General features: G+C 70.6%; 30 protein-coding genes. 18 read left to right on the forward strand and 12 right to left on the reverse strand.

The genetic code is table 11. The features are described 5' to 3' along the window. Positions 1-423 precede the first annotated feature (423 nt). Positions 424-1,455, forward strand: a complete 1,032-nt coding sequence (locus tag ACFWY5_RS48770; protein ID WP_379639000.1) for a hypothetical protein — start codon at positions 424-426, stop codon at positions 1,453-1,455. A gap of 92 nt (positions 1,456-1,547) precedes the next feature. Here the strand turns inward: ACFWY5_RS48770 and ACFWY5_RS48775 are convergent, their stop codons facing one another. Next, positions 1,548-1,820 carry a hypothetical protein gene (locus tag ACFWY5_RS48775; protein ID WP_379639001.1) on the reverse strand — a complete coding sequence of 91 codons (273 nt, stop codon included), beginning with the start codon at positions 1,818-1,820 and terminating at the stop codon, positions 1,548-1,550. Positions 1,821-1,992: 172 nt separating this feature from the next. Between ACFWY5_RS48775 and ACFWY5_RS48780 the strand changes: the two genes are divergently transcribed. Genes ACFWY5_RS48780 through ACFWY5_RS48790 form a run of 3 tightly spaced genes read left to right on the forward strand, consistent with a single transcriptional unit; the run spans position 1,993 to position 4,177 of the window. Continuing rightward, entirely contained in the window at positions 1,993-2,823 is an 831-nt protein-coding gene (locus tag ACFWY5_RS48780; RefSeq protein ID WP_379612597.1) for a helix-turn-helix domain-containing protein, read from the forward strand. Between the two features lie 45 nt (positions 2,824-2,868). Beyond that, positions 2,869-3,303 (forward strand): SRPBCC family protein, encoded by a 435-nt coding sequence (locus ACFWY5_RS48785; protein ID WP_379639002.1) that lies wholly within the window; start codon positions 2,869-2,871, stop codon positions 3,301-3,303. Between the two features lie 13 nt (positions 3,304-3,316). Then, entirely contained in the window at positions 3,317-4,177 is an 861-nt protein-coding gene (locus ACFWY5_RS48790; RefSeq protein WP_379639004.1) for a hypothetical protein, read from the forward strand. 3 nt (positions 4,178-4,180) lie between these two features. Here the strand turns inward: ACFWY5_RS48790 and ACFWY5_RS48795 are convergent, their stop codons facing one another. After that, positions 4,181-4,879, reverse strand: a complete 699-nt coding sequence (locus ACFWY5_RS48795; protein ID WP_379639005.1) for an NAD(P)-dependent oxidoreductase — start codon at positions 4,877-4,879, stop codon at positions 4,181-4,183. Between the two features lie 146 nt (positions 4,880-5,025). On the opposite strand from ACFWY5_RS48795, the gene ACFWY5_RS48800 reads away from it, so the two are divergent. Further along, positions 5,026-5,259, forward strand: coding sequence for a hypothetical protein (locus tag ACFWY5_RS48800; RefSeq protein ID WP_379639006.1), 234 nt, complete (start codon positions 5,026-5,028; stop codon positions 5,257-5,259). Further along, positions 5,256-6,179 (forward strand): RNA polymerase sigma-70 factor, encoded by a 924-nt coding sequence (locus ACFWY5_RS48805; protein WP_379639007.1) that lies wholly within the window; start codon positions 5,256-5,258, stop codon positions 6,177-6,179. The genes ACFWY5_RS48800 and ACFWY5_RS48805 overlap by 4 nt, the downstream gene beginning before the upstream one ends. 152 nt (positions 6,180-6,331) lie before the next feature. On the opposite strand, the gene ACFWY5_RS48810 is transcribed toward ACFWY5_RS48805, so the two are convergent. Next, the gene (locus ACFWY5_RS48810) at positions 6,332-7,342 is read right to left on the reverse strand and encodes a hypothetical protein (RefSeq protein ID WP_379639008.1); all 1,011 of its coding nucleotides are present in this window, start codon (positions 7,340-7,342) and stop codon (positions 6,332-6,334) included. Between the two features lie 242 nt (positions 7,343-7,584). Between ACFWY5_RS48810 and atpE the strand changes: the two genes are divergently transcribed. Further along, the gene (gene atpE / locus ACFWY5_RS48815; RefSeq protein WP_379612604.1) at positions 7,585-7,818 is read left to right on the forward strand and encodes an ATP synthase F0 subunit C; all 234 of its coding nucleotides are present in this window, start codon (positions 7,585-7,587) and stop codon (positions 7,816-7,818) included. A gap of 87 nt (positions 7,819-7,905) precedes the next feature. Here the strand turns inward: atpE and ACFWY5_RS48820 are convergent, their stop codons facing one another. Both ACFWY5_RS48820 and ACFWY5_RS48825 read right to left on the reverse strand, forming a co-directional pair. Further along, positions 7,906-8,394 (reverse strand): RNA polymerase sigma factor, encoded by a 489-nt coding sequence (locus tag ACFWY5_RS48820; RefSeq protein WP_379612605.1) that lies wholly within the window; start codon positions 8,392-8,394, stop codon positions 7,906-7,908. Further along, the gene (locus tag ACFWY5_RS48825; RefSeq protein ID WP_379639009.1) at positions 8,391-8,855 is read right to left on the reverse strand and encodes a hypothetical protein; all 465 of its coding nucleotides are present in this window, start codon (positions 8,853-8,855) and stop codon (positions 8,391-8,393) included. The genes ACFWY5_RS48820 and ACFWY5_RS48825 overlap by 4 nt, the downstream gene beginning before the upstream one ends. Before the next feature lie 72 nt (positions 8,856-8,927). On the opposite strand from ACFWY5_RS48825, the gene ACFWY5_RS48830 reads away from it, so the two are divergent. After that, positions 8,928-9,359, forward strand: coding sequence for a DUF3995 domain-containing protein (locus ACFWY5_RS48830; RefSeq protein ID WP_379639010.1), 432 nt, complete (start codon positions 8,928-8,930; stop codon positions 9,357-9,359). A 16-nt stretch (positions 9,360-9,375) separates the two neighbouring features. Here ACFWY5_RS48830 and ACFWY5_RS48835 read toward each other — a convergent pair whose 3' ends face one another. The 5 genes from ACFWY5_RS48835 to aztB form a co-directional block, all read right to left on the reverse strand. Beyond that, on the reverse strand, positions 9,376-9,915 hold the full coding sequence (locus ACFWY5_RS48835) for a hypothetical protein (protein ID WP_379639011.1): 540 nt from the start codon (positions 9,913-9,915) through the stop codon (positions 9,376-9,378). A gap of 118 nt (positions 9,916-10,033) precedes the next feature. Further along, on the reverse strand, positions 10,034-11,173 hold the full coding sequence (gene aztD, locus ACFWY5_RS48840) for a zinc metallochaperone AztD (protein WP_379639012.1): 1,140 nt from the start codon (positions 11,171-11,173) through the stop codon (positions 10,034-10,036). A gap of 14 nt (positions 11,174-11,187) precedes the next feature. Continuing rightward, positions 11,188-12,063 carry a zinc ABC transporter substrate-binding protein AztC gene (gene aztC / locus ACFWY5_RS48845; protein WP_379639013.1) on the reverse strand — a complete coding sequence of 292 codons (876 nt, stop codon included), beginning with the start codon at positions 12,061-12,063 and terminating at the stop codon, positions 11,188-11,190. Beyond that, positions 12,060-13,166, reverse strand: coding sequence for a hypothetical protein (locus ACFWY5_RS48850; protein ID WP_379639014.1), 1,107 nt, complete (start codon positions 13,164-13,166; stop codon positions 12,060-12,062). The genes aztC and ACFWY5_RS48850 overlap by 4 nt, the downstream gene beginning before the upstream one ends. After that, positions 13,166-13,993 (reverse strand): zinc ABC transporter permease AztB, encoded by an 828-nt coding sequence (gene aztB, locus ACFWY5_RS48855; protein WP_379639015.1) that lies wholly within the window; start codon positions 13,991-13,993, stop codon positions 13,166-13,168. Before aztB ends, ACFWY5_RS48850 begins: the two co-directional genes overlap by 1 nt. Positions 13,994-14,045: 52 nt before the next feature. On the opposite strand from aztB, the gene aztA reads away from it, so the two are divergent. The 5 genes from aztA (at position 14,046) to ACFWY5_RS48880 (ending at position 18,203) form a co-directional block, all read left to right on the forward strand. Continuing rightward, positions 14,046-14,723 carry a zinc ABC transporter ATP-binding protein AztA gene (gene aztA, locus ACFWY5_RS48860; RefSeq protein ID WP_379639016.1) on the forward strand — a complete coding sequence of 226 codons (678 nt, stop codon included), beginning with the start codon at positions 14,046-14,048 and terminating at the stop codon, positions 14,721-14,723. Positions 14,724-14,884: 161 nt separating this feature from the next. Further along, a complete protein-coding gene (locus tag ACFWY5_RS48865; RefSeq protein ID WP_379639017.1) occupies positions 14,885-15,718 on the forward strand; it encodes a permease-like cell division protein FtsX in 834 nt (277 codons plus the stop codon). A gap of 9 nt (positions 15,719-15,727) precedes the next feature. Beyond that, a complete protein-coding gene (locus ACFWY5_RS48870; RefSeq protein WP_379639018.1) occupies positions 15,728-16,513 on the forward strand; it encodes an acyl-CoA reductase in 786 nt (261 codons plus the stop codon). After that, a complete protein-coding gene (locus tag ACFWY5_RS48875; protein ID WP_379639019.1) occupies positions 16,510-17,778 on the forward strand; it encodes a cytochrome P450 in 1,269 nt (422 codons plus the stop codon). Before ACFWY5_RS48870 ends, ACFWY5_RS48875 begins: the two co-directional genes overlap by 4 nt. Beyond that, positions 17,763-18,203, forward strand: coding sequence for a cytochrome P450 (locus ACFWY5_RS48880; protein WP_379639020.1), 441 nt, complete (start codon positions 17,763-17,765; stop codon positions 18,201-18,203). Before ACFWY5_RS48875 ends, ACFWY5_RS48880 begins: the two co-directional genes overlap by 16 nt. 124 nt (positions 18,204-18,327) lie before the next feature. Here ACFWY5_RS48880 and ACFWY5_RS48885 read toward each other — a convergent pair whose 3' ends face one another. Together ACFWY5_RS48885 and ACFWY5_RS48890 are read right to left on the reverse strand one after the other, a co-directional pair. Further along, a complete protein-coding gene (locus tag ACFWY5_RS48885) occupies positions 18,328-18,954 on the reverse strand; it encodes a fasciclin domain-containing protein (protein WP_379639021.1) in 627 nt (208 codons plus the stop codon). 40 nt (positions 18,955-18,994) lie between these two features. After that, a complete protein-coding gene (locus tag ACFWY5_RS48890) occupies positions 18,995-20,485 on the reverse strand; it encodes a molybdopterin-dependent oxidoreductase (protein WP_379639023.1) in 1,491 nt (496 codons plus the stop codon). 82 nt (positions 20,486-20,567) lie between these two features. On the opposite strand from ACFWY5_RS48890, the gene sigK reads away from it, so the two are divergent. The 5 genes from sigK to ACFWY5_RS48915 all read left to right on the forward strand — a co-directional run. Continuing rightward, a complete protein-coding gene (gene sigK / locus ACFWY5_RS48895) occupies positions 20,568-21,173 on the forward strand; it encodes an ECF RNA polymerase sigma factor SigK (protein WP_379612621.1) in 606 nt (201 codons plus the stop codon). Next, on the forward strand, positions 21,170-21,886 hold the full coding sequence (locus ACFWY5_RS48900; RefSeq protein ID WP_379639024.1) for an anti-sigma factor domain-containing protein: 717 nt from the start codon (positions 21,170-21,172) through the stop codon (positions 21,884-21,886). Before sigK ends, ACFWY5_RS48900 begins: the two co-directional genes overlap by 4 nt. Positions 21,887-21,928: 42 nt before the next feature. Beyond that, positions 21,929-22,522 carry a TetR/AcrR family transcriptional regulator gene (locus tag ACFWY5_RS48905; RefSeq protein WP_379612623.1) on the forward strand — a complete coding sequence of 198 codons (594 nt, stop codon included), beginning with the start codon at positions 21,929-21,931 and terminating at the stop codon, positions 22,520-22,522. A 79-nt stretch (positions 22,523-22,601) separates the two neighbouring features. After that, positions 22,602-23,738, forward strand: coding sequence for an aromatic ring-hydroxylating dioxygenase subunit alpha (locus ACFWY5_RS48910; protein WP_379639025.1), 1,137 nt, complete (start codon positions 22,602-22,604; stop codon positions 23,736-23,738). Continuing rightward, positions 23,735-24,338, forward strand: a 604-nt coding sequence (locus ACFWY5_RS48915) for an alpha/beta fold hydrolase (RefSeq protein ID WP_379639026.1), incomplete at its 3' end; no start/stop codon positions are given. The genes ACFWY5_RS48910 and ACFWY5_RS48915, both read left to right, overlap by 4 nt.

The following is a 24,338-nucleotide window of genomic DNA, read 5'->3' on the forward strand; positions in this document are numbered from 1 at the left end:
CGGAAGGACCGTCCGTCCTCGGCGGGCTGCCAGCCGTAGGCGCCGAACAGCAGCGCGGCCACCAGCAGCGCCGGCACGGCCGCGAGCCGGCGGCGCCGGCGTGCCGGTCGGGCGGCGGCGGTCTGCGGTGCGTTCTCAAGGCCAACCATGGTGATCTCCGGCGTGGTCGGGGAATCGTTCATGCGTCTGGACGGACTGGCGTGCCGCCCTGTGACAGGCACGGCAGGTGAATTGGCTCACGCGGCAGGTGAGCTCTTCTCACCAGCGCCGGCCGCGCCGCCACTGACGACGGGCCTCCGGCTCGTGAACCGCCACGCCTGCCCCGGTGAAGCCCGCGCACCTCCCCGGGCGGCGTGGTGTGCTCCCATCGGCCCGTCCGGCGGGACCACGGTCTTGTCGGACCCGCCTGTCAAGATCGCCCGTATGAGCACGCAACCCCCCACGTCCGCGAGAGCGGACGTGCACGTGAGCCATCATCAGATGCTGGTGAACGACGACACGGGTGCCGGCCATCCGTCCCACGTCCCCAATGGGCTGACGGCGTCCTCCCCCGGAGCGGCGGTGATCCTCACCGGCGTACACACCGGAGTCGTGGACGTCACGGTTCAACTCGCCGACGCGCCCCCTGCCACGACGGCGCGGGGGTGGGACGAGGTGGAGAACGTGGAGCTGATCAGTTTCACGGGCGAGACACGGTTGCGGGGACTCATGGGCCACCTGCCGCAGGCGCTCCCCAACCTCACCCCGCATGGTCCCGGACGCTACGGCATGCGTGTGCACGCGCGCGGCCGTGACATCGATCCCTGCGCCGTGCCGAACGTGCCGTTCGAGTTCTACCTGGTCACGATCTGGCCCATCGAAGTGGGGCCGAAGGCGTGCGCCAAGCTCGGCGTGGGCGTCGCGGAAGAACTGGGGCTTCCGGACAAGTCCGCCGAGATCAGGCGCTGGGCCCAGGAGCACGCATGGCCGGAAAACGAAGCGGGGCGCATCATCAGGAACATCGTCGTACCCCCTCTGCCACCCACGCCCGTCCAGGGCTCCGCGCGGGCGGCCGAGCATCGGCTGCGGATCGTCAACCCCTACCAGGAGCCCGCCGCCGGACCGGCGCTGCCGGAGGGCCTGGTCGCCGCCGCTCCGGACGCGGTGGTCATCAGGACGCTCAAGAACCGGGGCGCGGTGGGGGTTCACGTGCGGTGGGATGCGTCCAGGCCCCGCGAGCCCATCTCCTCCAGGTGGGAGGAGACGGAGGAGATCGAGTTCGTCACCACGACCGGCATCATGCAGATCGAGGGCATGCACACCCGCGACGAAACGCCGTCCCCCAACCTGACCTACCAGGGCACCGGACGCTACGGCCTGCGCGTCCACGGGCGGGCGCGGCCCGGCGCTGGACTGTCGAACCGGCCCGGCGAGTCGTACCTGCTTGTGGTGTGGCCGATCGCGCTCGGAGTCTGAAAACGACGCTGATCAGTGCTGGTGGGATGGTGGCTGGATCCCGGCTCTGAACTGGGGGCAGTCCTCAAGCGACGGGCCATGGTGGCGCTACTTCAGGTGGCCGAGATATCGCCGGGCGCGGCCATCCGGGTGTCCACGATGTCCTGCCAGTTCTCGGTCCGCGACAGCAGCGCCGCGATCTCGTCGATCGCCATCAGCCCGCTCTGCCGCCACAGTTGGATCAACGCCACCCGGTACACCTGCGCGGTGTCGTGGAACCGCTCCCGCGCGGCGGCCGCGAACTCGGCCGGCGCGTCGAAGCCGGTGTCCGCGGCGTCGGCATAGCTGATCAGCGTGCTGAAGACGGGTGTGGGGTCGTCGGCCACCCGGCAGCCGTGGCGCGCGAGAAAGGCGCGCGTCCCCGCCTGCAGGGCCGCGGGCAGACCTTCTCGCCGGTACGCCCCGCTTGGGACTGGAACACCGGACCGCGCACTGCGCGCTACCCACCCACCCGCACAGCGGTGACGGGGCGGCCCGCGGGGCGCGATAGTGACGGGCATGGAGTTCGAGTTCGTGACGCGGCGGCCGGCGGGGGTGCTGGAGCCGTTCGTGGAGTCGGTGTGGTTCGCCCGGGGGCGGATGACGTACCCGCGCGAGCGGATCGCGCCGACGGGATCCACGGTCGCGGTGCTCGTCCTCGGGTCCCCGATCGTGCAGACGCCGCGCAACGGCGACGGCCCGGCGTTCGTGGCGACGGAGGGCTGGCTGGCCGGGCCGCATGACCAGCCGGTGATCAATGCCCCGACCGCCGAGACGCTCGCCGTCGGTGTGGTGTCGTCGCCGGTGGGCTGCCGCGCGCTGTTCGGCGTCGATCCCGCTCCGCTGCGCGGGCGGGTCGTGGACCTGATGACGGTCTGGCCGCCCGCCCGTGCGCTGCGCGCCGCACTGCTCACCCGCCCGGACCCCGCCGCCTGCCTCGATTCCGTGGAGGCCACGCTGCGCGCCGGCCTCTCGCCGGCACCCGGATGGCGACGATGTACGGCCGCCGTCGCCGCGCTGGAGGCCGATCCGCGACGGCGCATCTCCGGCCTGGCCGCCGAGCTCGGCATCACCCCCGCCCATCTGGACCGGGAGTTCGTGCGCGTCATCGGCCTGACCCCGCGCTCCCTCGCGCGCATCCTCCGCCTGCGGCGGCTCCTGAAGGGTGTGGACGTGCACTCCGACCTGAACTGGACCGGGCTGGCCGCCGAATGGGGGTGGTTCGATCAGAGCCACTTCATCAGGGACTTCAAGCGGCACAGCGGGGTGACGCCGTCCGCGTACGTGCTCGCCCAGCGCGGCGCGTACGCCACCGGGCAGAACGAGCCGGGGTTCGTCCCCGAGATGTGAATTCCGTACAAGTCACCTTCCGCTCCCAGCGGCACACTATGGGCCATGAAACGGGCATTCGCCGTCGACGCCGTCATCGACCGGCCGGCACGGGACGTGTGGCAGATCCTGACCGACTGGGAACGGGCTCCCCGATGGATGACCGGCGTGGAGTCGATGCGCGCCGAGTCGGGCACCCGCATCGGCTCGACGATCATCTTCAACGCCCGCGGCAAGACCCGCACCAGCGAGATCGCCGATCTGGACGAGGGGCGATCGATCACACTCGTGACCATCCAGGGCGGAGTCACCGCCCGATACGTCTACCGCCTGGAGCCGCTCGACGACGACGCGCGTACCCGCGCCCACCTGACCGCCGACCTCGCCACGACCGGATTCCCCTGGACGCTGTTCGCCCCCTTGATCCGCATGGCCGTACGCCGCACCGACGCCGGCCAGCTCCACGCCCTGCGCGCGACCGCGGAGAACGCACAGGCGTAGCGATAATCTTCGGATGCTGCGATTACTGGTGACGTTCCTGGCGGTGACCCTTCTTCTCAGTGGCGGCAACTTCCTCAGCGGACGGCTCAGCTTCGATGACCACGCCGCCAGTGCCGTCTGGATCTGGCGGACCAGCGGCGCGGCGGAGATCTGGCGGAACGGCTTCGTCCCGATGGAAAGCCTGAGCCAGATGTCGCGGGAGGTGGAGGAGCGGATCGCCCGTGATGAGGAGTACGGCTTCGCCGTGACCGGCCCGCTCCCCGTGACCCCGGAGGAGGCGCGGATCCGCTGGGACGACGGCTCCACCCTGCGGGTCCCCGTGATCAGTGCCCGCCGGGCGCTGGCCGCCCTGTCTCCCTTCGCCGACGTGGCGTCCGCCCGGGACGATCAGGCGTACAAGTTGACCGCCGCTACGTTCACCACCATGCGTTTGCGGACCTTACGCGGCACGGCCACGGTCCCGGCGTGGCGGCTGTACTTCTCGAACCTGCCCGGCCCGGTCGACTACGCCGCGGTCGACACCGCCACGCTCGGCACCGTGGAGAAGGCCGTTGGCGACCACCTGCCGGCCGACATCAGCGGCTTCGAGATGCTCGACGCGCGCACGCTGCGGGTGACGTTCGAGTACGGCGTCTGCGGCGGCCGGGCGATTCCGTCCGTGCGCCTCCGGGCCGACGAGCGGCCTGACGTCGTGGTCCTCGGAGTCGAGGTCCGGGAGCACACCGGAGGCGGCCTGTGCGCGGGCGTCGGCCTGCGGGGCGAGGGCGTCGTCCGGCTCGCGGAGCCGCTGACCGATCGGGTGGTGCTGGACGCGAGAAGCCGGCGCCCTGTCTGCCTCCATCGGCCCGCCCCCTGCGCCGCCGTACCTCGATAGCCGTCAGGACTTCCTCGCGAGTGCTTCGCGGCGGATCCACTGGAGCAGGCTGGGGTTGTCCACGGTGGTGATGACGCCGACGGTGGTACGCAGGTAGCGGTCGCCGTCCAGGAGGGCCAGCAGGCTCGCGGCCAGGTCCGCACGGGCGGTGAACCTGCCGTCCGCGTGGTCCTCGACGAGGGTGTAGTCGGTGGCCGCCGGCAGGTGGTAGAGCCCGCTCGGGCGCACGATCGTCCAGTCCAGATCGCTGGCGCGGACCAGCGCCTCCATCCGCCGCATGTCGTCGTACAGGGTCCTTCCCATCACTCGCGTCACGTACGGCAGCAGCACGCGGTTGAACAGGAATCCGCCGTCGGAGTACGAGCGCGGCGCGACCCCGCTGGAGCTCACCACGACGAGACGGCGCACCCGGTGGCGTTCCATCGCGGCGGCGATGTTCGTCACACCCCGCGAATAGGTGCTGATCGGTTGCTTCCCCGCGGGTACCCCGAGCGTCGAGAGCACCGCGTCCCGCTCCGCCACGACGTCGTCGACGGCCGCCGGATCGAGCGCGTCGGCGCCGGCCACCTCCAGCCGATCATGGCGGAGCGGGAACGAGTCCGGCCGCCTGGTGACCGCGGTGACCTGGTGTCCGGCGGCGAGTGCCTGGTCGGTGAGCAGGCGGCCGGTGGGGCCGTTGGCCCCGAAGACTGCGATGCGCATGAGGGTCGTCCTTTTCATGGCCTGGCGGCGATGGTCCTCCCCGGGACGAGACAGCCCGGTCGTTCTGTGACATGGGAGGAACCTCCCTTGTCACAGGCCGCGGGGCTGTCTCGTCTCAGGTAGTGGAGAGACAGGAGGTGATGGTCATGCGGATGTTCGTGGCAGGCGGGCCCCATGTCATCGCGCAGAGCTATGGCGCCTGGAACGGCGTGCGTACCTGCGGATGGGTGAAACCCGAGCAGGACCCGGCGATCCGGATCCCCCGGCGGCCCGCCGGGCGTACGGCGGCGACCATGACGACCGAGGGCAGCGCCCTTTCCGACGCCAAGGCCAAGCGGGAGCTCGGCCCGCGGCAGGGCTTGAAGGAGGAGCCGGCATGAGGCGGGAGGAGGAGTTCGTGGAGCTGCGGCCGCTGCTGTTCTCGATCGCCTACCGGATTCTCGGCAGTGTGAGCGAGGCCGAGGACGCGGTCCAGGAGACCTGGCTGCGTTACGAGGCGTCCCCGACCCAGCCCGTCTCGGTCAAGGCGTTCCTGTCGGCCACGGTGTCCCGGATCGCGATCGACGTGCTGCGCTCGGCGCGCGTCCGGCGGGAGGTGTACGCCGGGCGCTGGTTCCCCGAGCCGCTGCTGGCCGACCCATATGAGGACCCGGAGCGATCGGCGGAGCTGGCCGACTCGCTGTCGACGGCGGCCCTGCTCCTGCTGGAACGGCTCAGCCCGCTCGAACGGGCGGTCTTCGTGCTCCGGGAGGTGTTCGGGTTCGGTTTCGCCGAGGTCGCGTCCGCCGTGGGACGGTCGGAGGCGGCGTGCCGCCAGCTCGTCGTCCGGGCGCGTCGTCACATGGACGCGGGACGCGCCCGGTTCGAAACGGATCATCGGGAACGGAACGAACTCGCCGGGCGGTTCTTCGACGCCTTCCGGGAAGGTGACGTCGACGGGCTGCGCGAACTGCTGGCCGCCGACGTGCAGATGGTCGCCGACAGCGGCGGCAAGGCTCCGCAGTGGGGCAACGGCGTCTTCGGCGCAGGGAACGTGGCCAGGACGCTGGCCGCGATCGTCGCGCCGTTCGCCCGGATCGGCGGCGTCGTGGAGCCGCACGAGGTGAACGGCCAGCCGGGCGCGATCTTCCGGGACCGGGACGGCAAGGTCGTCAACACGTTGACGCTCGACATCCTCGACGGGCAGGTTCAGGCGATCCGCGCGGTCATCAACCCCGACAAGCTCGGGCACCTGGGTCCGGTGGCCGACACCTGGACGATCGTCCGCGAGGCGAACCAGGCCCGCCGGCGCACGGACTGACCTGGCTACGCGGCGGGTTTCCGCTTTCTGATGTTTTCCTCGCTCGGACGAAGGCCGCCGGTGCCAGACGTGAGTCTCACGACGTGACGTCGCGGTGCCCTGTTCTCCCCGTGGGGGTGGGTCCTCCGGTAGGGGGCTCCGCACACCTCCTGTCAGATCTTGAGTCCGGAGTAGACGGTGTCGAGATAGCCGACGAAGTCCGCTGTGTACTCCCGGTACTGCTTCCGCCAGCGTCGCAGGTCGGCGGCCCCCACCGAGGTACCCAGGACCGACGTCAGGTGGGCGATGAGGAACGCGTCGTCCTGACCGGCCTCGAATCTGACGCGGCTTTCGACGATCTCGAACCTGCGCATGAGGTCCAGGCGGAGTAACTGGTAGAGGAAGGACTGGGCGGCGAACCTGAGGGATTCCGGCATCTCCTTCGAGATCGACTGCGGGCCGTGGTACCAGGAGAGGTAGATGGCATCGTCGAAGATCTCGAACCGGTAGGTCGCCGTGTCCTCGATGTAGACCAGGTCCACCGGGCAGATGTGCCGGTAGTCGAAGAGCGCGACCGTGCTCATGATGAGCTCTTCGCGAAGCTCCTCCGCGAGCGTCGCGTTGTCCTTGCCCGCCAGCCTGACCCAGGTGGTCCTGTCGGTGGCGCGGCGCGAGATGGCCAGTTTGTCGCCGGGGCTGAGCATCGCGACCCGGACCTGGTGCGGGAAGTGACGCGACCTGGTCAGCCGGGCCGGCACGTACCGGGCGCTCGGCCCGCAGAAGGCGTAGAACCCGGTGGTCTCCAGGCTCGCGGTCATGTCCCTGTTGAAGGCGTCTCCGTATGTGCCGTCGATCGGGTCGAAGGGTGAATAGGTGGCCGTGGGCATGAAGTCCTTGTGCTGGGCGGCCACCTCGGCGCGCAGTCCCAGCGCCATGTCGTCCAGGTGCTGGGCGATGTTCTCCTCCAGGCCGCGCTGCTGCACCTGGGAGCTCAGGATGGTGAACACGACGGCGAAGACCACGGACGCGATCAGGTTGAGGCCGATCGCGGAGAGTACCGCCGCCGTGGTGAGACCCGGGTCGAAGATCACCATGAGCACCGCGGCGAGCAGAGTCACCACGCAGGAGAAGCCGAACGCGTACCAGCTCAGAGTGTTGCGAAGCTTGCGCGGGCTCGTACGCATGCAGAGATCTCTCTTCATCGCCGTGGGCCGCCACGATCCCCGATCCCGCTTCATGCTAACCGCATCAGCCTTGCCGCGAGTATCGCCGTGGCGTTTATGAACGAACTGCATTGACTTGTCTAGCGCGTCGATTGACGAGCAATTTCCCGTCACATTGGAGCATCTGAACATTTCTCTTCAGAGCCCTTATGTGAGGAAATATCACTAAATCTGCTTCACCGGACGTCCAGAAAGGCGACACCATGAGTGTTCTCGCTCAGATCTCCGGCAATGTCACCGCCATAGGGTACGGCCTTGCCGCCATCGGCCCCGGCATCGGCGTGGGCATCATCTTCGGCCAGGGTGTGCAGGCCATCGCCCGCCAGCCCGAAGCCTATGGGCTGATCCGCCAGAACATGCTTCTCGGCTTCGTCCTCACCGAGGCCCTGGCTCTGATCGGACTGGTCGCGCCGTTCATCTTCCGGACCATCAAGTAATCGCGCACCAAGCGGAAATTGTTCTCCCGGCGAATACGTAAGCATTATTCAGAATCTGACGGCACCGGCCGGACGGCCGACGTTCCCTCAGGACTGCCAGGCCTGGCGGAAACTCCGTCGTGCCCGCGCCAGCCTCGACTTGACCGTGCCCACGGGCACCTCCAGCAGCCGGGCGGCCGCCGCCTCCTCCAATCCTTCGAGGTCACGCAGCATCAGCACGGCCCGGTGCTCGGGCGAGAGCCGTTCCAGGACGTCGCGGATGTCCACCGCGCTCTCCACGTCCTGCCGCGACGGCAGCTCGGCCAGCTCCGCGGGCCTGGCGCGGCCGTCGCGTCTGGCGATTCTCACCGCTTCCCGTACGGCTATCGCCCGCGCCCAGCCGTACAGCGCCTCGGGCTCACGCAGCCCGCGCAGGTTCTTGAAGACGGCGATCAGCGCCTCCTGGACGGCGTCGGGTCCGCTGTCGAGCGCGATGGGGCCGCAGATCCGGCCGAGGTACGGCGTCAGCTCGTTCAGCAGGTCGCTCATCGCCATGGTGTCCCCGCGCTGTGCGGCCAGGACCAGTTCGGCCGTCACCGGGCCCGCTCCTCGATCCGGGCGGCCAGCCGCGCCAGCGCCTTACGCCCGGCCGACCGCACGCCCAGCGGCACCAGCGCGGACTGTCCCGGCACACGAAGGCCTCCGGTCTGCGCGACGAGCGTGCCACCGGGTACGGCCGTCGCCGCCAGGCCGACCAGCAGGAACCTGGACTGCATCCAGCACCAGCCCGGTCGCAGGTCGACGGCGAACCGGGCGCGCATGCCGTACCTGCTGCGAGCCTTTGCGACCAGCCGCCCGTGGCCGTCGTCGGCGACGATCCGCAGGTGCCGCAGGTCCGGCTCGAACGTGCCGAACTCTCGCTCCAGGTCGCTGGCCACCTCCCAGATCCGCTCGAAGGGGGCGGGGATGACGCGCTCGGCGACATGCGCGCCCGGGATGGCGGCGGCCAGCGCGTGCAGGCGCCGCACCGGGTCCAGATCAACGACAGGCCAGTTCATATACGTCCAGAGGCGGCGAGGTTCCCAAAGGTTCCATGGAACCATCCGGGAATTCGCCGCCTCCCTGAGGGCATGAACACCACACGTCTCGGCGCCTTCGTCGCCGCCATCCTGGTCGTTGACGCCCTGGCCCACCTGTACTGGCTCATCTGGCCCGCTTCCGACCCCCGTGCGCTGTCCATGGCCGTCCTCAACATGGACGTGCCCTTCACCCCCCGGATCCTGCTGCCACTGATCTTTCTGCTGACCGCGGCGGCGGCCGCGATCGTGGCGGTCTCCAGGGGCCGGGGCGGATGGCCGGCGAAGGCGGTCGCGCTCGCCCTCGGGGCGGGGCTGCTGGCGCGGGGCGTGGTGGGACTGGTGTGGTGCCTCGGCTTCGGCACGGACACCGGCACGCCGTTCTACTGGCTCAACCTCCTGCTCTACACACCTGTCTGCCTGATCTCGGCCGGCGCGGTGGTCCTCATCCTGGCGCGTACGCGGAAGACGTTGGTGCGGGTTTGATCAGCGCACCGCGCCGCTACGGGACGTCCCCCGCGTGGTCGACGATGCCGGCGGCCACCTGAGCCACCGCGAAGATCACCTCGCCCTCGGGCAGCGCGCCGCCGTACGGCGGCGGCGCGGCCGATCCGCCGACGTAGACGGTGCGCCCGCCGAGCAGGACGTAGGTGTCCGGGTCGATGATGACTTCCCGGCGTATTCCCTCGCCGTCGATGTAGATGCCCACTCCTTCCCTGCCCAGCAGGTCGCTCACCTTCTCCACCCCGACGCCGTCCAGCTGCGAGAGGACGGTGTAGAGAGCGGCACGCAGGCGAGCCGCGGGAGCGCCCTCCTGGAGGATGGTCAGGACCTGACCGAACACCGCCTGCGCCTCGGGCAGGGGGATGTCCTTCGTGTCCTTTCTCAGGCGTTCGCGCAGAACGGCCGGTTCCAGGGGGAGCGAACGCAGGTAGGCGGGGTCGAACCGGCGGCGGGGATCTTCCCCGCCCTGACGCCTGGTGATCGTCTCGCTGCCTTCGCTGCGCTGGGCTCTCTCCTTTCCGTCGCCCCGGGTCCACATTTCGGTGGTGTGCCGCGAGCCGGTCTCGGCTCCTTCCTTCGGCGACGCGGCCGGCGCGGGCGCTATCTTGGGCGATCGGTAGAAGTCTCTTCTGGCGTAGCCGCCGCGGCGATCGGGGTCAGTGGGTGATGCCGCTGAGTTCGTTGGGGCTGTTCGGGAGGGACGCGGTCTTGAGGATCTTGCCTGAGGCGAGGTCGATCGCGTGGAGTTGCTTCTTCGCCGGGTCGGTGACGTACACGCTCTGGGCGCGGACGAAGATGTTCGGGCGGGGCTGCTGCCAGTCCAGGGGCTCGGTCCAGGTGCCGAGGACCGGGATGGTCCTGACGACCTTGGCCGCCACCGGGTCGATGACGTGGATCTTGCCGTCGGTGCCGAGGACGAGGGCTTCGCCCTGCGGTCCGCGGGCCAGCGAGCGGAAGGTGTAGCTGGCGCCGAGCCCCACGAGCCGCAGTTTGCCGGTCTCGGTGTCGATGAGCGAGACGCGGGTGGGACGTTCGTTTTCGGCGTCGGGGTCGGTCTTGTAGTCGCCGAGGACGATCGGCGAAGCATCGGAGCCTGACTGGTTGCCGATTCTGCCGTACTTGTCCGGGCTCGCGATCTTGGTGAACTTGCCGTTCCGGTAGAGGAGCACGCCGTTCTCGCAGCCGACGACGACGGCTTCGTCCTTGGCGGTGGCCTCGCCGTGCACGCCGGGGCACTGCTCGCTGCGGGCGAGTTCCTTCCTGTCCTTGTCCAGGACGACGATGCCGTGGCGCTCCTCTTCCGTTCCGAGGGTGACGACGAGTTCTCCGTTCCCGAGCTTGATGGCCACGCCGTGGTGGGGGGCGGCGGCGGTGTAGACCTCGCCCTTGGGCAGGCCGTTGCCGAGCTGCGCGGGGTCGAAGAGGGTGACCTCGCCGCTGCCGTCGGCGAACAGGACCGTGGTGCCGCCGTGCCTGACCACGTGCCCCGGCTTGGTGGCCTTGAACTCGTCGTTCTTGAGCGCCGGGGAGACGGCGTCGAGCACGCGGAAGCCGGTGGCGGTCGAGACGAGCATGTGGCGGTCGTCTCCGGCGGGGTTGACCCGGTTGTATCCGGCCAACGGGATGTCCTTGGCCAGGCGGAGGGTCTTGCCGTCGAGGACGTACAGGCCTCCGGCGTAGGTGGCGACGAGCGGGTCGGCGACCGGGGGCGGGGACGGGGACGGGGCCGCCGCCCGCGTGGTCGTGCCGCAGGCGGTCAGGAGGAGGCCGGCGGCGATGAGGGTCGGGAAACGCATGGTGAGGACACCTTTCATTGGAGGGATGTGACGATGGCCGTGGTGTTGGTGCGCATCATGTCCAGGTAGGTCGCGGCGCCCGGTTCGCGCCGGCTGAGCGACTCGGAGAACAAGGTGACGACGCGTACGTCCAGGCGGGTCTCCGAGGCCAGGACCTGGGCCAGGCGGTCGGGGTGGGAGGAGTCGGCGAAGATCGCCTTGACCTTGGTGCGCCTGATGGCGTCCGCGAGCGACTTCAGGTCGGAGGCGCTCGGGGAGGCGAGTGTGGTGCCGCTGGGTATCACCGCCCCGACGACGGCGAAGCCGTACCTTTTGGCGAAATATCCGAAGACATGGTGGTTTGTCACTAGCTTTCGGTTGCCGGCGGGGATGGCGGCGATCTGGGTGGCCATCCAGGTGTCCAGTTCGGCGACGCGGCCGCGGTAGGCGGCCGCGTTCGCGCGGACCCGGGCGGCGTCGATGCCGTCGACCTCGGCGATGACGCGCTCGGCGATCAGGTCGACGGCCTTGGCGACCTGCCGCGGATCGGTCCAGAAGTGCGGGTCGGCGTCCGCGTCGCCGATCACGCCGTCGCCGACGGCGAGGGTGGGGACGGCGGCGTCGCGCGCGGCCCGGACGTTGCGCAGCACGCCTTCTTCCAGCCCGAGGCCGTTGTAGACGACGAGGGCGGCGTGTTCCAGCCGGGCGGCCTGCTGGGCGGAGATGCCGAAGGAGTGCGGGTCGGAGTCCGGCTTCATCAGCACGGTCACCTCGGCCTGGTCGCCGACGATGTTGCGGGTGATGTCGCCGAGGATGTTCGTGGTGACGACGATGCCCGCGCCGTTCCCGGTCCCCGTCGCGCAGCCCGCCAGAACGACGATCGCCAGGAGGGCGGCGACGACGCGGCTCATCGGCCGATCTCCGTCATGTACCGCGGCGCGAAGCCGAGCCTGAACGTCCGCGCCCGTCTGAGCCCGTCGTTGTAGTCGATCTCGTGGACGGCCTCGCGCACGGGGTCGTTGACGTAGGCGCGGGCCGTGTCCACCTGGATGACGGGATTCTCCGGTACGGCGAGCAGCTTCGTGCGCGCTGTCCGCTTCCCCGAGACGGGATCGTGGGACTGGAGCGTTCCGTCGCCGGTCAGCGACAGGACGGGCAGGCCGTCACCGGCCGCGTTCACCGCGAGCACGCCCTTGCCCTTGATCAGCTTCCAGGTCGAGCGGGTCACGTCGAGCACCCAGATGCCCTGGTCACCGGCCTTGGCGGCGAGCGTGGTGCTACCCGGCCGGTGACGGAACTCGGTCGCCCGCGTGCCGCGTACCGGATAGCCGATCTTCTTCGCCGCGAGGTTCCCGTCGACGACCAGGGCGCCGTCGGCGCAGCCGACGACGACCCCGCGGCGGGTCACGGCGGCGCCTTCCGGGTCGCGACATCCTTCACCGATCGTGCGGACCTGCGCCCCGGCCCTGGTCTTCACGTGTACGGCGTCGCCATCGGCCACGAGCAGGTGCCCCGCGTAGGGCACGACGGGACCACGCGCCGAGAGCCCGCCGATCTGGGCGATCTCCCCCTTGTCCAGGCGGGCCCGGTCGTACAGCTTGACCGTGCCCTCCCCGAACCGCACCGCTGTGACGGCCGTGTCGCTGAACGCCTCGTGCGGCCCCCGCCCGGCGACCTCGCCGAGGTCGCGAACCGCTGACCGGTAGTAGTGAACGTGGTCGCCGTGATCGACCATCCACGCGCCACCATCGACGATCCGCAGCGCGCCGCCGGACAGGAACGCGTGCCGTCCGTCACCGGTGACGGACGTGACGTCCCCGGCCTCGCCCGCGGCGGTAACCTTCCCGCTGAGCAGGTCGAGGACGTGCGCCTTCGCGCCGTCGGCCAGGACGAGCCGGTACTGCGGCTCGGCGGTCTCCTCCGCGCCCGCCACGTAACCGTGGGGAGCGGCGTTCCCGGCGGGCTTGGCGGCGCATCCGGCCAGTACCAGCAGCCCCGCGAGGGCGGTCCTCATCACTGCGTGCGATTCCTTCCGGCGATTCCGCGACCGATGGCGGAGACGAAGAACAGAGCGACGGCGACGGCCGCGATCGTGGCCCCGGCGGCCGTCCCGGCGTGCCACGACACCACCAGCCCCGCCGCGGTCGCGACGACACCCAGCATCGCGGCGCCCAGCATGATCATCGGGATGCGGTTCGCCCACAGCGCCGCCGCCGCGGGCGGCGCCACCAGCAGGCCGAAGACGAGCAGGGTGCCGACGATGTGGAAGGACGCGACGATCGCCAGCGTGAGCAGGCCGAGCAGCAGCACGTGGGCCAGCCGCGGCCGCATGCCCAGCGTGTGCGCCTTACGCGCGTCGAAGGCCAGCGCGACGAACAGCCGATGACCCAGCAGCGCGACCAGCGAGCAGACGCCGAGCGCGACGGCCAGGTGGACCAGATCCTGTGGCCGCACCCCGAGGACGTCTCCGAAGAGGAACGCGGTCAGATCCACCGCGAACGACTCCGAGTGCGACACCACGATCACGCCCAGCGCGAGCATCCCGGCGAACAGCAGGCCGATGCCGGTGTCCTGCGACAGCTTCGGCGACCTGCTGATCGCGCTGACGCCGAGCGCCATGGCACCGGCGCTCACCAAGCCGCCGACCAGGACATTGACCCCGACCAGCGAGGCGACCGCGACCCCCAGCAGCATCCCGTGCGACATCGCGTCGCCCAGGAAGGCCATACCGCGCAGCACCACCCACGTCCCGGCCAGAGCGCAGATGAGGGAGACGAGGATCCCGCCCATGAGGGCATGCCGCACAAACGACACCTGAAACGGATCTAGCAACCAATCCATGGCAAAGCACTCTACAATGAAAACCATTATCAAATTCAACTCGGAGGTGTCCGTGACCGTCGTGATCAGTGATCTCAGTGCCGGGTACGGCGGGCGGACCGTCCTGCACGGCCTCGACGCCCGTTTCCCGGGGCCGGGCGTCACCGCCGTGGTGGGGCCGAACGGTTCCGGGAAGTCGACGCTGCTGGCCGTACTGGCCGGAGTCGTCAAGCCGCTGGCGGGAACGGTGTCGCGGGACGGCGGCAGGCGTCCCGGCTACGTGGTTCAGCGCAGCCAGGCGTCCGACACCCTGCCGATCACGGTCCGGCAGACGGTGGCCATGGGCCGGTGGGCACGTCGTGGCGCGTGGCGGCCGCTGTCCCGGCGGGACTGGGCGGTGGTCGAGGCGTGCATGGCCCGGCTGGGCATCCAGGACCTGGCGGGCCGCCGCCTGGGCGCGCTGTCGGGCGGGCAGAGGCAACGCGCGCTCCTGGCCCAGGGGCTGGCACAAGAGCCGGACCTCCTGCTGCTCGACGAACCCGCGACCGGCCTTGACGCGGAGGCACAGCAGCACATCTCCGACGTACTCGACGAGGTACGCGCCGACGGAGCCACGGTGATCCACGCCACCCACGACCTGCGCACGGCGAAACGCGCGGACCACTGCCTCCTGCTCGACCAGGGCCGCCTCACCGCAGAGGGGCCCCCGTCCGAGGTCCTGACCGCCCAACGCCTGGGCCCGTTTCCCTGATCGAAGCGGCACCCCCGAGCGCGAGCAGCCGGAACCCGTCCCAGCCCGCGCATCCCGAGCGACGGCCCGATCCTGACCTCCACGGAGCCGGCGTGCACGCGGGCGAACCTATGGGGATTGCGTTTGACCGGGATCATGGCTGATCGAGATCATGTTCCGTTATGAGGCGTAGATGGGTGATTGCGACGTTGACAACGGTGCTGGCGACCAGCGGGGGTGTGGCGGCGGCGAACAGCGTCGATCCGCCGGAGGCGGGCGCGCCTACCGGTGTCGACGGCGCAGTGAAGCAGGGGGCCTCGCCACTGCCCCCACCCAAGGGGGCATGGCCGAAGTCCGGGACCCTCACGGTCTATCTGTGCGCAAAGGACAGCGCGCTGCCGGGCTGTCGCGGCAGGGCGGCGACGGCGGAGCAGAAGAGGCGGCTCGAAAGGCTCCTCAAGCGGCTGCCCGGAGTTTCCGGGCTACGGTTCGAGGATCAAGAGGAGGCCTACCGGAACTTCCGCGATAAGTACCGTGACAACAAGCCGCTGATCGCAGCCGCCCGTAAAAGCGACATGGCCGAATCGTTCAGGGCCAAGGTCGAGGTCGTGAACACCCGGCAGACCGACAGACTGGCCAAGCTGAATGGAGTCGCCTCTGTCTATGCGTGGAGAACAGACTTCTGGGTCGGCAAGGCTCACGCGCAGGTCAGTCTCTGCGCTCCGTCGAATGAGCCAGGACTCTGCGAGGGCCAGACCACAGACCCTGAGCGCGAGGCCATCTTCGAGGCTCTGAGAAATCTCCAAGGCATGAAGAAGATCTACTTGGAGCCGCGGGAGCACGCGGCCAAGAACTGGCGGCGCGTCTTCGCCACCACCACCCTCAAGCCGAAGGTCATCGCATCGTTCTCCGGCGAGATCTTCCACCTCGTGCTTGCCAACCCGGCCGACCTCACTCCGATCACCGCCGCGCTCAAAGGGCTTCCCGGAGTGAAGGAGATCTCACTGCACCGCTGACACCGCCCCATGCGGCCGACCACCTCGGTCAGGCGCCTGATGCGGCGCTGGAGCGAGCACCTCGTCTCGGTCCGCCACCTCACCGGTTACGTCCGGCCCGGGCTGGAGCTCATCTCGCTCGACCCCAAACTGAGCGCGACCGTCATCGGGCCCGAGGCGTTCGCGGACGAGGCGGCCATGACCATCAGCTCCCGCCTGGCGGCCGTCGACGTCGGCGCGCTCAACCAGCTCGGCTGCTTCAACGCCCGGGTCATCTACACGGTCACCGATCCCGGGACGGCCGGCCGATGGGCCGCCTTGCTGTATGAGGAGATCCAGAAACTGCCCGAACAGGCCAGCACCCCCGCCAGGCGGTTCGACCCGGCGCTCAGATCCGACCTGCTCGCGCTGCGCACGAGCGGCGACTGGTACCACGTCATCGGCGGCCGCGACGACGAGGGAGCCGTGATCGTCTCCCGGCTGCCGGAACCCGTCGGCTTCAGCGACGCCCTGTCCGGCAGGGTGGCCAACGTCGTCCCCGTCCCCACCGTGCGGGACGCCGCCCGCCGGATGAACGCCTACACCCAGACGGTGGGCGTCTATCCCGACTCGCTCAAGGCCCAGCTCAGGGACATCGTCCCGCTGTACGGCGTGCAAAGGCTGGTGTCACTCGGCTACGCCACCCACTTCCGCCCCGAACTCCCCCAGGACGCGATGGAACCGCTGCGCCGCATGGTCAAGTGGATCGTCGACGAGACCTACGAGCCCGCGGACACCCCTCCGCTCGGCGATCTGCCGCCGCGGGAGGGGCGATGACCGAGCGCCTGGCCGAGGACTTCGACCACCTCGACCCCGCCTTCACCCCCGACGTGGCTCTGCGCGTCCATCGGAGCATCAGGGAACGCGGCCGCGTCGTCCGCTCCTCCGCGCACGGTGGATTCTGGATCCTCTCGCACTACCAGGACGTGCGGAACGCCCTGCGCGATCACGAGACGTTCAGCTCGGCCTCCGGCGTCTTCTTCCCCCGAGCCGCCGGAACGCCGCTGTTCGCCCCGCTCGAATACGACCCTCCCCGGCAGACCGTCTTCCGCGATCTGATGAAGCCCCCGTTCCTCCTGCCCCAGGCCAGACGCCTGGCGCCCCGGTTGCGCCGCCTCGCCGCCGACCTCATCCCGCCGATCGTCGCGGAGGGCGGCGGTGACCTGGTGGCGCGGCTGGCCGTACCCCTGCCGCTGGCCGTCGTCTCCCTCGCGGTCGGTTTCACCACCGCCGCCCAGCACCGCATCCGCGACCTGACCAGCAACACCTGGACGCACATCGGGCGCGACGACAACCCCGGGCAGTTCTGGCCGCAGTTCACCCGGCTGTTCCAGGGGGAAATCCTCCGCGCCCGCCGGCAACCCGGCCCCGACTACCTCTCCGACCTGGTCAACGCCACCATCGACGGCCGGCCAGTCACCGACAAGGAACTCCACGTCATGCTCGTGGCCTTCGCCATCGCCGGGCACGAGACCTCCATGAACACCCTCTCGCACCTGCTGTGGCAACTCGCCGGCGAGCCCGCACTGCAGGATCGGCTGCGCGCGGACCCGGCGCTGATGCCGGTCGCCGTGGAAGAGGCGCTGCGGCTGTGGAGCCCGGTCGACCACGGCTCCCGGTTCACCACCCGCCCCGTCACCGTTGACGGCACCGTCATCCCGGCCGGGGCCCGCGTCGTCCTGCTCACCGGCGCCGCCAACCGCGACCCGGAGGCCTTTCCCGACCCCGACCGCTTCCGGCTCGACCGGCGGCCCAACCGCCACCCCACCTTCGGCACGGGCGTGCACTTCTGCCTCGGCGCGCACCTGGCCAGGATGGAGTTCGCCGCCGTCCTCGGCGAACTGGCCCGGCACCCGGCGTTCCGCCTGGCGGGGCCGATCCATCGCTACACCGCGACACCTTCCGCCACCAGGCGGCGGACGCCATCGCCGCCTCCTCACCGCAGGACCAGTTCACCGCCTTCGCCGCGCTCGGCGCGTACATCGGCGATCTCGTCGCGGCCAAACGGGGCCACGCGACCGACGACGTGTTCAGCGACCTGACCGGCACCAACCTGTCCGACGAGGAACTGGCCGGCGTCGGCACGCTGCTGCTGGGAGCCGGCCTGGACACCACCGCCAACATGATCGCCCTCGGCACCCTCGCCCTGCTCCGGCACCCCGGCCAGCTCACCGCCCTGCGCGAGGACCCGGCCCTCGCCGACAGGGCGGTGGAGGAACTGCTGCGCTACCTGACCATCGCCCACATCGGCATCCGCGCCGCCCTGCGGGACGTCGAACTGCACGGCCACCTCATCAGGAAGGGCGAAACGGTGGTCCTGGCGGCCAACGCCGCCAATCGCGACCCGGCCAGATTCCCCGGCCCCGACACCCTCGACCTGAAGCGGCTGGCCGTCAGGCCGGAAGAGGTACCGATGCGCACCGACTCCAACATCTACGGCGTACGCGCACTACAGGTCACCTTCTAGACAACCGATGGGCCGTAGCCATGAAGCCGATCGCGAGGCTCCCTCGGACTCCAGTCGTGGGGCACACCCCTGCCGCACGAGTGGGAGGGCCAGGCCTGGCCCTCCCCGCAGGCCGAGCCCGCGTCTACTTCGGCATGAGGACCTTGTCGATGATGTAGACGGTGGCGTTGGCGGTGGGAACGTTGCCGCAGACGACCTTGGCATCGTTGACCGTGTAGGTCTCGTCGGAGCCCTTGGTCATCAGCTTGCCGCCCTGCAGGGTGGCGAGCTCGGCCCCGGCGAGGTCGGCGGGCGCGTTCTTCCCGGCCACGACGTGGTAGGTGAGGATCTTGGTGAGCGTCTCCTTGTCGGCCAGGACCTTGTCCAGGGTGGCCTTGGGGATGGCGGCGAACGCGTCGTTGGTGGGCGCGAAGACCGTGATGTCCTTGGCCGAGTTGAGGGTGTCGACCAGGCCCGCCTTCTTGACCGCGGTGACCAGCGTGGACAGGACCGGGTTGTTCGAGGCCGCGGTGGCGACCGGGTCGTCGGCCATGCCGGTGAAACTGCCCTCCCCATCAGCCGGTACGGCGGAGCAGGCCGCGCCGAACGGCCCGTCGGCCATGGCGGAGCTGGTGGCCGGGGCGGGCTGAGTGGTGGTGGCGGCGGGCGCGCTGGGCGCGGCCGAATCGGTGGCGCCGGAGCCGCAGCCGGTGGCCACGATCAGGGCGGTGGCGGAGGCGGCGAGGATGCCGGAGTACTTCATGGGGTTCATCTCCTAGGTGATGGAATCGCCGTGGTGAGAGGGGTGGCGGTCACGCGACGGTGACCACGATCGAGTGCCTGCCCGTGGCGCCGTCCGGGAAGGGCGGGACCCTGGTGGGCGGTTGGGTGCGGCCGGTGGTGTCGGTCGCGCGGACCTGGAGGGTGTGGGTGCCCGGAACCGCCTGCCAGGTCCAGCTCCACTGGACCCAGGTGTCGGCGCTGGGCGTGGCGGCCAGCCGTACCGGCTGCCAGGGGTTCTCTCCGACGCGGACCTCGACGGCGGCGACGCCGCGGTGCTGCGCCCAGGCGACGCCGGCCACCGTCACCGGGCCCGGGCGGACGGTGGCGAGCGGGACGGGTACGTCGATCCTGGAGGCGGTCTTGATCGGCGCGTCGGTGGCCCAGCCGCGCTCGGTCCAGTAGGCCTGCCGCCGGTCGTAGCGGGTCAGGTGGAGCTCGACCACCCATTTGGTGGCGGAGACGTAGCCGTACAGACCGGGAACGACGAGGCGGGCGGGGTGGCCACGCTCGACGGGGAGCGGCTCGCCGTTCATGCCGACGGCCAGCATGGCGTCGCGGCCGTCCAGGATCGCGGCGAGCGGGGTGCCGGCGGTCCATCCGTCGGCCGAGCGGCTGAGCAGCTGGTCGGCGCCGGGCGGGATGCCGGCCTCGCGCAGCAGGGTGGCGAGTGGCAGGCCCAGCCAGCGGGCGTGGCCCGCGTACGGGCCGCCGACCTCGTTGGAGACGCAGGTGAGGGTGATGTCGCGTTCGATCAGTCCCCGCGCGAGCACGTCCGCCAGGGTGAGCTCGATCGTCGAGGCGCCGACCACGCGCAGGGTCCAGGTGGCGGCGTCGAGCCGGGGGACGGACAGGGCGGTGTCGACGCGGTAGAAGGCGGCCTTCGGCGTGGTGAAGGGGGTCAGTCCGGGGATGCGCAGATCGGTCCCGGGTGGCAGGGGTCTGGCCGGGCTCGCGGGTCTGGGCAGGGTGAAACGGGCACGTGGCGGTTCGGCGGGCAGCAACCGCGTGGCCAGCCCGCCCAGGCTCGCCAGCGCGACCACGCCGAGCCCAGCCCGGAGGATCCGCCGCCGTGCTGCCGGCTCTTCGGCGGGCGGGCGGGTCAGCGCGGTGAGGGTGAACGTGCCGGTCAGGACCGCGGCCAGGGCGGGCAGCAGATCCGTCGCGACCATCGCGGGCCGGGTCGCCGCCGCGAGCGTACCCAGGACGCCGAGCCCGGCGACGCCCGCCATCGCGAGGCCGCGCCGGTGGGCGGCCAGGACGCCCAGCCCCGCCGAGATGGCCATCAGGGCCAGCAGGATGCCGCCCACCAGCACGGCCTTGTCCGCGGTCCCGAACGTGCGTACCGCGAACTCCTTCACCGGCGCCGGCGCCAGGTCGATCGCGGTCGACCCGATCGTCACCACCGGCGAGCTCTGCCCGCCGGTGAAGCGCGCGACGAGCTCCGCGACCGCCAGCGCGGCGGCCACGCTCAGCAGCCCGGCGCGAGCTGCGCGGATGACGTGGTGCGATTCTCGTCTCACGGCCGGTATTCGGAGCAGGCCGCCGACCGGCTTGGTCGGGCGCCGCCCAATCCGTGAACGGCGCCGCTCCGAATACAGGGACGTGACCAACAGCCGCGAGCGGAACGAGCCCGATCAGCACCGGACGGGCCCCGGGCCGGCGCCCCCGGTGCAGGAACTGCTGCGGCAGAGCGGCCGAGGTGACCGTGACGCCTTCGCCCGGCTCTATGACCAGGTCGCGGGGGTGCTGTACGGGCTTGTGCTCCGCGTCGTCCGCGATCGCGGCCAGAGCGAGGAGGTCGTCCAGGAGGTGCTGCTGGAGATCTGGCGGCAGGCTCCCCGATACGACGGCTCACGCGGCGGCGCGATGGCGTGGATGACGACCATCGCCCACCGGCGCGCGGTCGACCGGGTCCGTTCCGCCCAGGCCGGCGCCGACCGTGAGGCCGCGGCGGGACGGCGCGAGGCGGCCGGCGGCGACTACGACAGCGTCGCCGAGGCGGTCGAGGACCGGCTGGAACGCGAGCGGGTACGGCGCTGCCTCGGCGGTCTGACCGACCTGCAGCACCAGGCCGTGACGCTGGCCTTCTACGGCGGCCACTCCTACCCCGAGGTGGCCCAGCTGCTGGCCACGCCGCTGGGCACGATCAAGACACGCATGCGCGACGGGCTCATCCGGCTGCGCGACTGCCTGGGGGTGACGACGTGAAGGAGAACACCCACACGCTGTCGGGCGCCTACGCGCTCAACGCGCTGCCCGCGGAACAGGCCCGCGAGTTCGAACGCCACCTGGCCCGCTGCCCCGACTGCGCCGAGGAGACCCGGGGGTTGTGCGAGACCACCGCGCGGATGGCCGCGGCCGTCCGGCACGAGCCTCCGTCCGCCCTCAGGGCCCGCGTGCTGGAGGAGATCGGCGCCGTCCGCCAGGCGTCCCCGATCGTCCCCGCCGCGGTGGGCCGGGCCGGCCGCCCGCACGCGCGGCTGCTCGCCGGACGGGCCGCCGCCGCACTCCTCGTGGCGGCCGCGCTGGTGCTGGGAGTCCTGCTCGTACGCACCAACGACCGGCTGGCCGAGGAACGCGCCCAGGCCGGCCGGATCTCCGCCCTGCTGGCCGCACCCGACGCCCGCCAGGTGTCCGCCCGCGTCGGCGCCGCGACCGTCACGGCGATCTACTCCCCCGCCAAGGCGTCGGTGGTGCTCGTCACCGCGGGCATGCCCACGCCGCCGCCCGAGCACGACTACCAGGTGTGGCTCATCGGCCCGGACGCGATCAGGCCGGCGGGACTGATGCCCGGACGACCCGTGCCGATGCTGGCCGGACCGGTCCGCGCGGGCGACAAACTGGGCATCACCCTGGAACCTCAGGGCGGCTCCCGGCAGCCCACCACACCACCGCTGACCGTGATCGCACTCAGGTCCTGATGAGGCTCGACAGAATAAAAATATTGCCATACACTTATTTCCATGCCGAGAGTCGCCGATCACGCACAGCGCCGCCGCCAGGTGGTGGAGGCCACGATGCGGGTCATCGCGGCACGGGGAATGGAAGGGCCCACGGTGGCCGAGGTCGCCGCGGAGGCCGGGGTCTCCGTCGGGCTGGTGCAGCGCTACTTCCCGACGAAGGACGAGATGCTGCTGCTGACCTTCGAGTTCCTCGGCGCGCGGCTGGTGGAGCGGCTCAAGAACGTCTGGGAGTCGGGTGGCACGGTCAAGGACCGCCTGCGCCGCTGCCTGCTCGAACTGCTTCCACTGGACGACGAACGCATCGCCGAGATCAGGATCTACCAGGTCTACTGCGGCAGGGCGGTGAGCAATCCCGCCCTGCGCAGGGTGCAGGTGGCGCTGTACTCCACGGCCCGGGCCGATCTCGCGGCGGCCCTCGCCGAGGCGCAGGCCGCGGGCGAGATCTCTGCCGCCAGGGACCCGGACGAGGAGGCGGCGGCGCTGTGGGCGCTGGTCGACGGGCTCGCGCTGCACGCTTGCGCCGATCCCGGCGGGCTGCCGCCGGCCATGGCCGAGCGCCTGGTCGACCGGCAGCTTGACCGCCTGTTCGGCTGAGGCCCAGCCTCGTGACTTGTTTTTGAACGAACGTCCAGCAATAGAAATTGGCCAGGCGTACAAGAAAGAGGTGAAGGCCATGACGGACACCGCGACGCAGCTCCTCCCGCCGAGCGCGTATTTCAGCGCCGACTGGTACGAACGGGAGCAACTGCATCTGTTCGGCCGCACCTGGCGCTACGCCGGCACCACCGACGACCTCAAGGCGCCCGGTTCCTATCGGGCGCTGCAGGTGGGGCGGCACCCGCTGGCCGTCGTGCGCGGCAAGGACGGTGAGCTGCGCGCCTTCCACAACGTGTGCCGGCACCGCGGCACCGCCGTCCTGTCCGGCAGCGGTGTGGCGGACAAGCGGATCGTCTGCCCGTACCACAACTGGACCTACGGGCTCGACGGCTGCCTGCTGGCCGTCACCCAGCGCAACGAGGTCGACCCGCACCTCGACCGCTCCACGCTCGGCCTGCACCCGGCCTCGGTGGCGATCTGGCGCGGCCTGGTGTTCGTCCACCCGGACCCCGAACCGGAGCCGCTGACCGACTGGCTGGCCGACCTGCCCGACCGCATGCCGCCCTACGATCCGCAGCAGCTCGCCGAGGTGGTCGCCCCGCAGCAATACCACATCAAGGCCAACTGGAAGGTGTTCATGGAGAACGCCTTGGACAACTACCACCTGGGCTACGTGCACAAGGACACGCTCGTCGGCTACGACCACAAACGCCAGGAACAGTACGCCTGCGGGGACCGGCACTGGTTCTTCTACGAGCCGCCGCTGAAGCCCGGCCGGTTGACGCCCATGGAGGCCCAGGCCGGGCTCAGGCCGATCGCCACCGAACCCCGCTGGTACGGCTCCGCGTTCGGCCTGTTCTTCCCCAACCTGTTCGTGCTGTCCTCGGCCGTCTGGTGGTCGAGCATCGAGGTGATCCCCACGGGCCCCGAGACCACCACGTTCGAGATGCGCACCCGGTTCCTGCCCGGCCAGAAAGGCAAGCTCGCCGTGGCGGGGCTGAAGGCGGCCGTGGGCGAGCTGACCAGGCGGCTCCTGCGCAAGGAGCGTACCTACGACCTGATCGAGGAGGACGTCTTCTGCTGCGAAGCCGTACAGGTGGGCATCAGGTCGCCGCACTTCTCCGTCGGCCCGATCGCCTACCGCTACGAGCGCGGCATCCAGGCCTTCCAGCGCAACGTCCTCGACTACGTGCCGCTGGAGACGGGGCGGTGATCGTCACGGTGCCCGGCGGCCGGCTGGCCGTCGTGGTACGGCAGGGCGGCGCCGCCACGCCCGTGTTGTTCCTGCACGGGCTCAACAGCTCGGCCGACGTGTGGACCGCCGTTATGGGCCTGCTGCCGCGCGACCGCGCGCTGGCCGCCATGGACCTGCGGGGGCACGGCGGCTCCACTCGTGAGGGTTCCTTCGGGGTCGAGCGGCAGACGGCCGACGTGCTCGCGGTTCTCCACCGGCTCGGCTGGCCGAGAGCTCACCTCGTCGGCTCCTCGTACGGCGGCGGCCTCGCCCTGGCCGTGGCCGCCGCACACCCCGGCCGGGCCGCCACGGTGACGATGTTCGGCACCGCGCTCGACCCGGCTCCCGACACCCTGAAACCGGCCCTGGACCTGCTGGCCCACGCCGGGGTCACGGGCTTCTTCGCCGCGATCGCCCCCGAGTGGACCTTCGCCCCCGGCGCCGATCCGGGCGTGGTGGCCGAGGCCAACCGGGTGGCCGCCGCGAACTCTCCGGCGGCTGTCGCCCGGCTGCTGGAGGCGGGATTCACCGCCGACTTCCGGCCGGCGGCGGCAGAGGTGGCCTGCCCGGTGCTCGTCG

Origin of the sequence: Nonomuraea sp. NPDC059007, assembly GCF_042740555.1 — a bacterium.
Classification (GTDB): Bacteria; Actinomycetota; Actinomycetes; order Streptosporangiales; family Streptosporangiaceae; genus Nonomuraea.

What these genes read in the sequence shown, in the direction of transcription:
- ACFWY5_RS48770 (WP_379639000.1), top strand. Translation starts at nt 424, where the DNA reads ATGAGCACGCAACCCCCCACGTCCGCGAGAGCGGACGTGCACGTGAGC.
- ACFWY5_RS48780 (WP_379612597.1), top strand. Translation starts at nt 1,993, where the DNA reads ATGGAGTTCGAGTTCGTGACGCGGCGGCCGGCGGGGGTGCTGGAGCCG.
- ACFWY5_RS48785 (WP_379639002.1), top strand. Translation starts at nt 2,869, where the DNA reads ATGAAACGGGCATTCGCCGTCGACGCCGTCATCGACCGGCCGGCACGG.
- ACFWY5_RS48790 (WP_379639004.1), top strand. Translation starts at nt 3,317, where the DNA reads ATGCTGCGATTACTGGTGACGTTCCTGGCGGTGACCCTTCTTCTCAGT.
- ACFWY5_RS48795 (WP_379639005.1), bottom strand. Translation starts at nt 4,879, where the DNA reads ATGCGCATCGCAGTCTTCGGGGCCAACGGCCCCACCGGCCGCCTGCTC.
- ACFWY5_RS48800 (WP_379639006.1), top strand. Translation starts at nt 5,026, where the DNA reads ATGCGGATGTTCGTGGCAGGCGGGCCCCATGTCATCGCGCAGAGCTAT.
- ACFWY5_RS48805 (WP_379639007.1), top strand. Translation starts at nt 5,256, where the DNA reads ATGAGGCGGGAGGAGGAGTTCGTGGAGCTGCGGCCGCTGCTGTTCTCG.
- ACFWY5_RS48810 (WP_379639008.1), bottom strand. Translation starts at nt 7,342, where the DNA reads ATGCGTACGAGCCCGCGCAAGCTTCGCAACACTCTGAGCTGGTACGCG.
- atpE (WP_379612604.1), top strand. Translation starts at nt 7,585, where the DNA reads ATGAGTGTTCTCGCTCAGATCTCCGGCAATGTCACCGCCATAGGGTAC.
- ACFWY5_RS48825 (WP_379639009.1), bottom strand. Translation starts at nt 8,855, where the DNA reads ATGAACTGGCCTGTCGTTGATCTGGACCCGGTGCGGCGCCTGCACGCG.
- ACFWY5_RS48830 (WP_379639010.1), top strand. Translation starts at nt 8,928, where the DNA reads ATGAACACCACACGTCTCGGCGCCTTCGTCGCCGCCATCCTGGTCGTT.
- ACFWY5_RS48835 (WP_379639011.1), bottom strand. Translation starts at nt 9,915, where the DNA reads ATGTGGACCCGGGGCGACGGAAAGGAGAGAGCCCAGCGCAGCGAAGGC.
- aztD (WP_379639012.1), bottom strand. Translation starts at nt 11,173, where the DNA reads ATGCGTTTCCCGACCCTCATCGCCGCCGGCCTCCTCCTGACCGCCTGC.
- aztC (WP_379639013.1), bottom strand. Translation starts at nt 12,063, where the DNA reads ATGAGCCGCGTCGTCGCCGCCCTCCTGGCGATCGTCGTTCTGGCGGGC.
- ACFWY5_RS48850 (WP_379639014.1), bottom strand. Translation starts at nt 13,166, where the DNA reads ATGAGGACCGCCCTCGCGGGGCTGCTGGTACTGGCCGGATGCGCCGCC.
- aztB (WP_379639015.1), bottom strand. Translation starts at nt 13,993, where the DNA reads ATGGATTGGTTGCTAGATCCGTTTCAGGTGTCGTTTGTGCGGCATGCC.
- ACFWY5_RS48865 (WP_379639017.1), top strand. Translation starts at nt 14,885, where the DNA reads ATGAGGCGTAGATGGGTGATTGCGACGTTGACAACGGTGCTGGCGACC.
- ACFWY5_RS48870 (WP_379639018.1), top strand. Translation starts at nt 15,728, where the DNA reads ATGCGGCCGACCACCTCGGTCAGGCGCCTGATGCGGCGCTGGAGCGAG.
- ACFWY5_RS48875 (WP_379639019.1), top strand. Translation starts at nt 16,510, where the DNA reads ATGACCGAGCGCCTGGCCGAGGACTTCGACCACCTCGACCCCGCCTTC.
- ACFWY5_RS48885 (WP_379639021.1), bottom strand. Translation starts at nt 18,954, where the DNA reads ATGAACCCCATGAAGTACTCCGGCATCCTCGCCGCCTCCGCCACCGCC.
- ACFWY5_RS48905 (WP_379612623.1), top strand. Translation starts at nt 21,929, where the DNA reads ATGCCGAGAGTCGCCGATCACGCACAGCGCCGCCGCCAGGTGGTGGAG.
- ACFWY5_RS48910 (WP_379639025.1), top strand. Translation starts at nt 22,602, where the DNA reads ATGACGGACACCGCGACGCAGCTCCTCCCGCCGAGCGCGTATTTCAGC.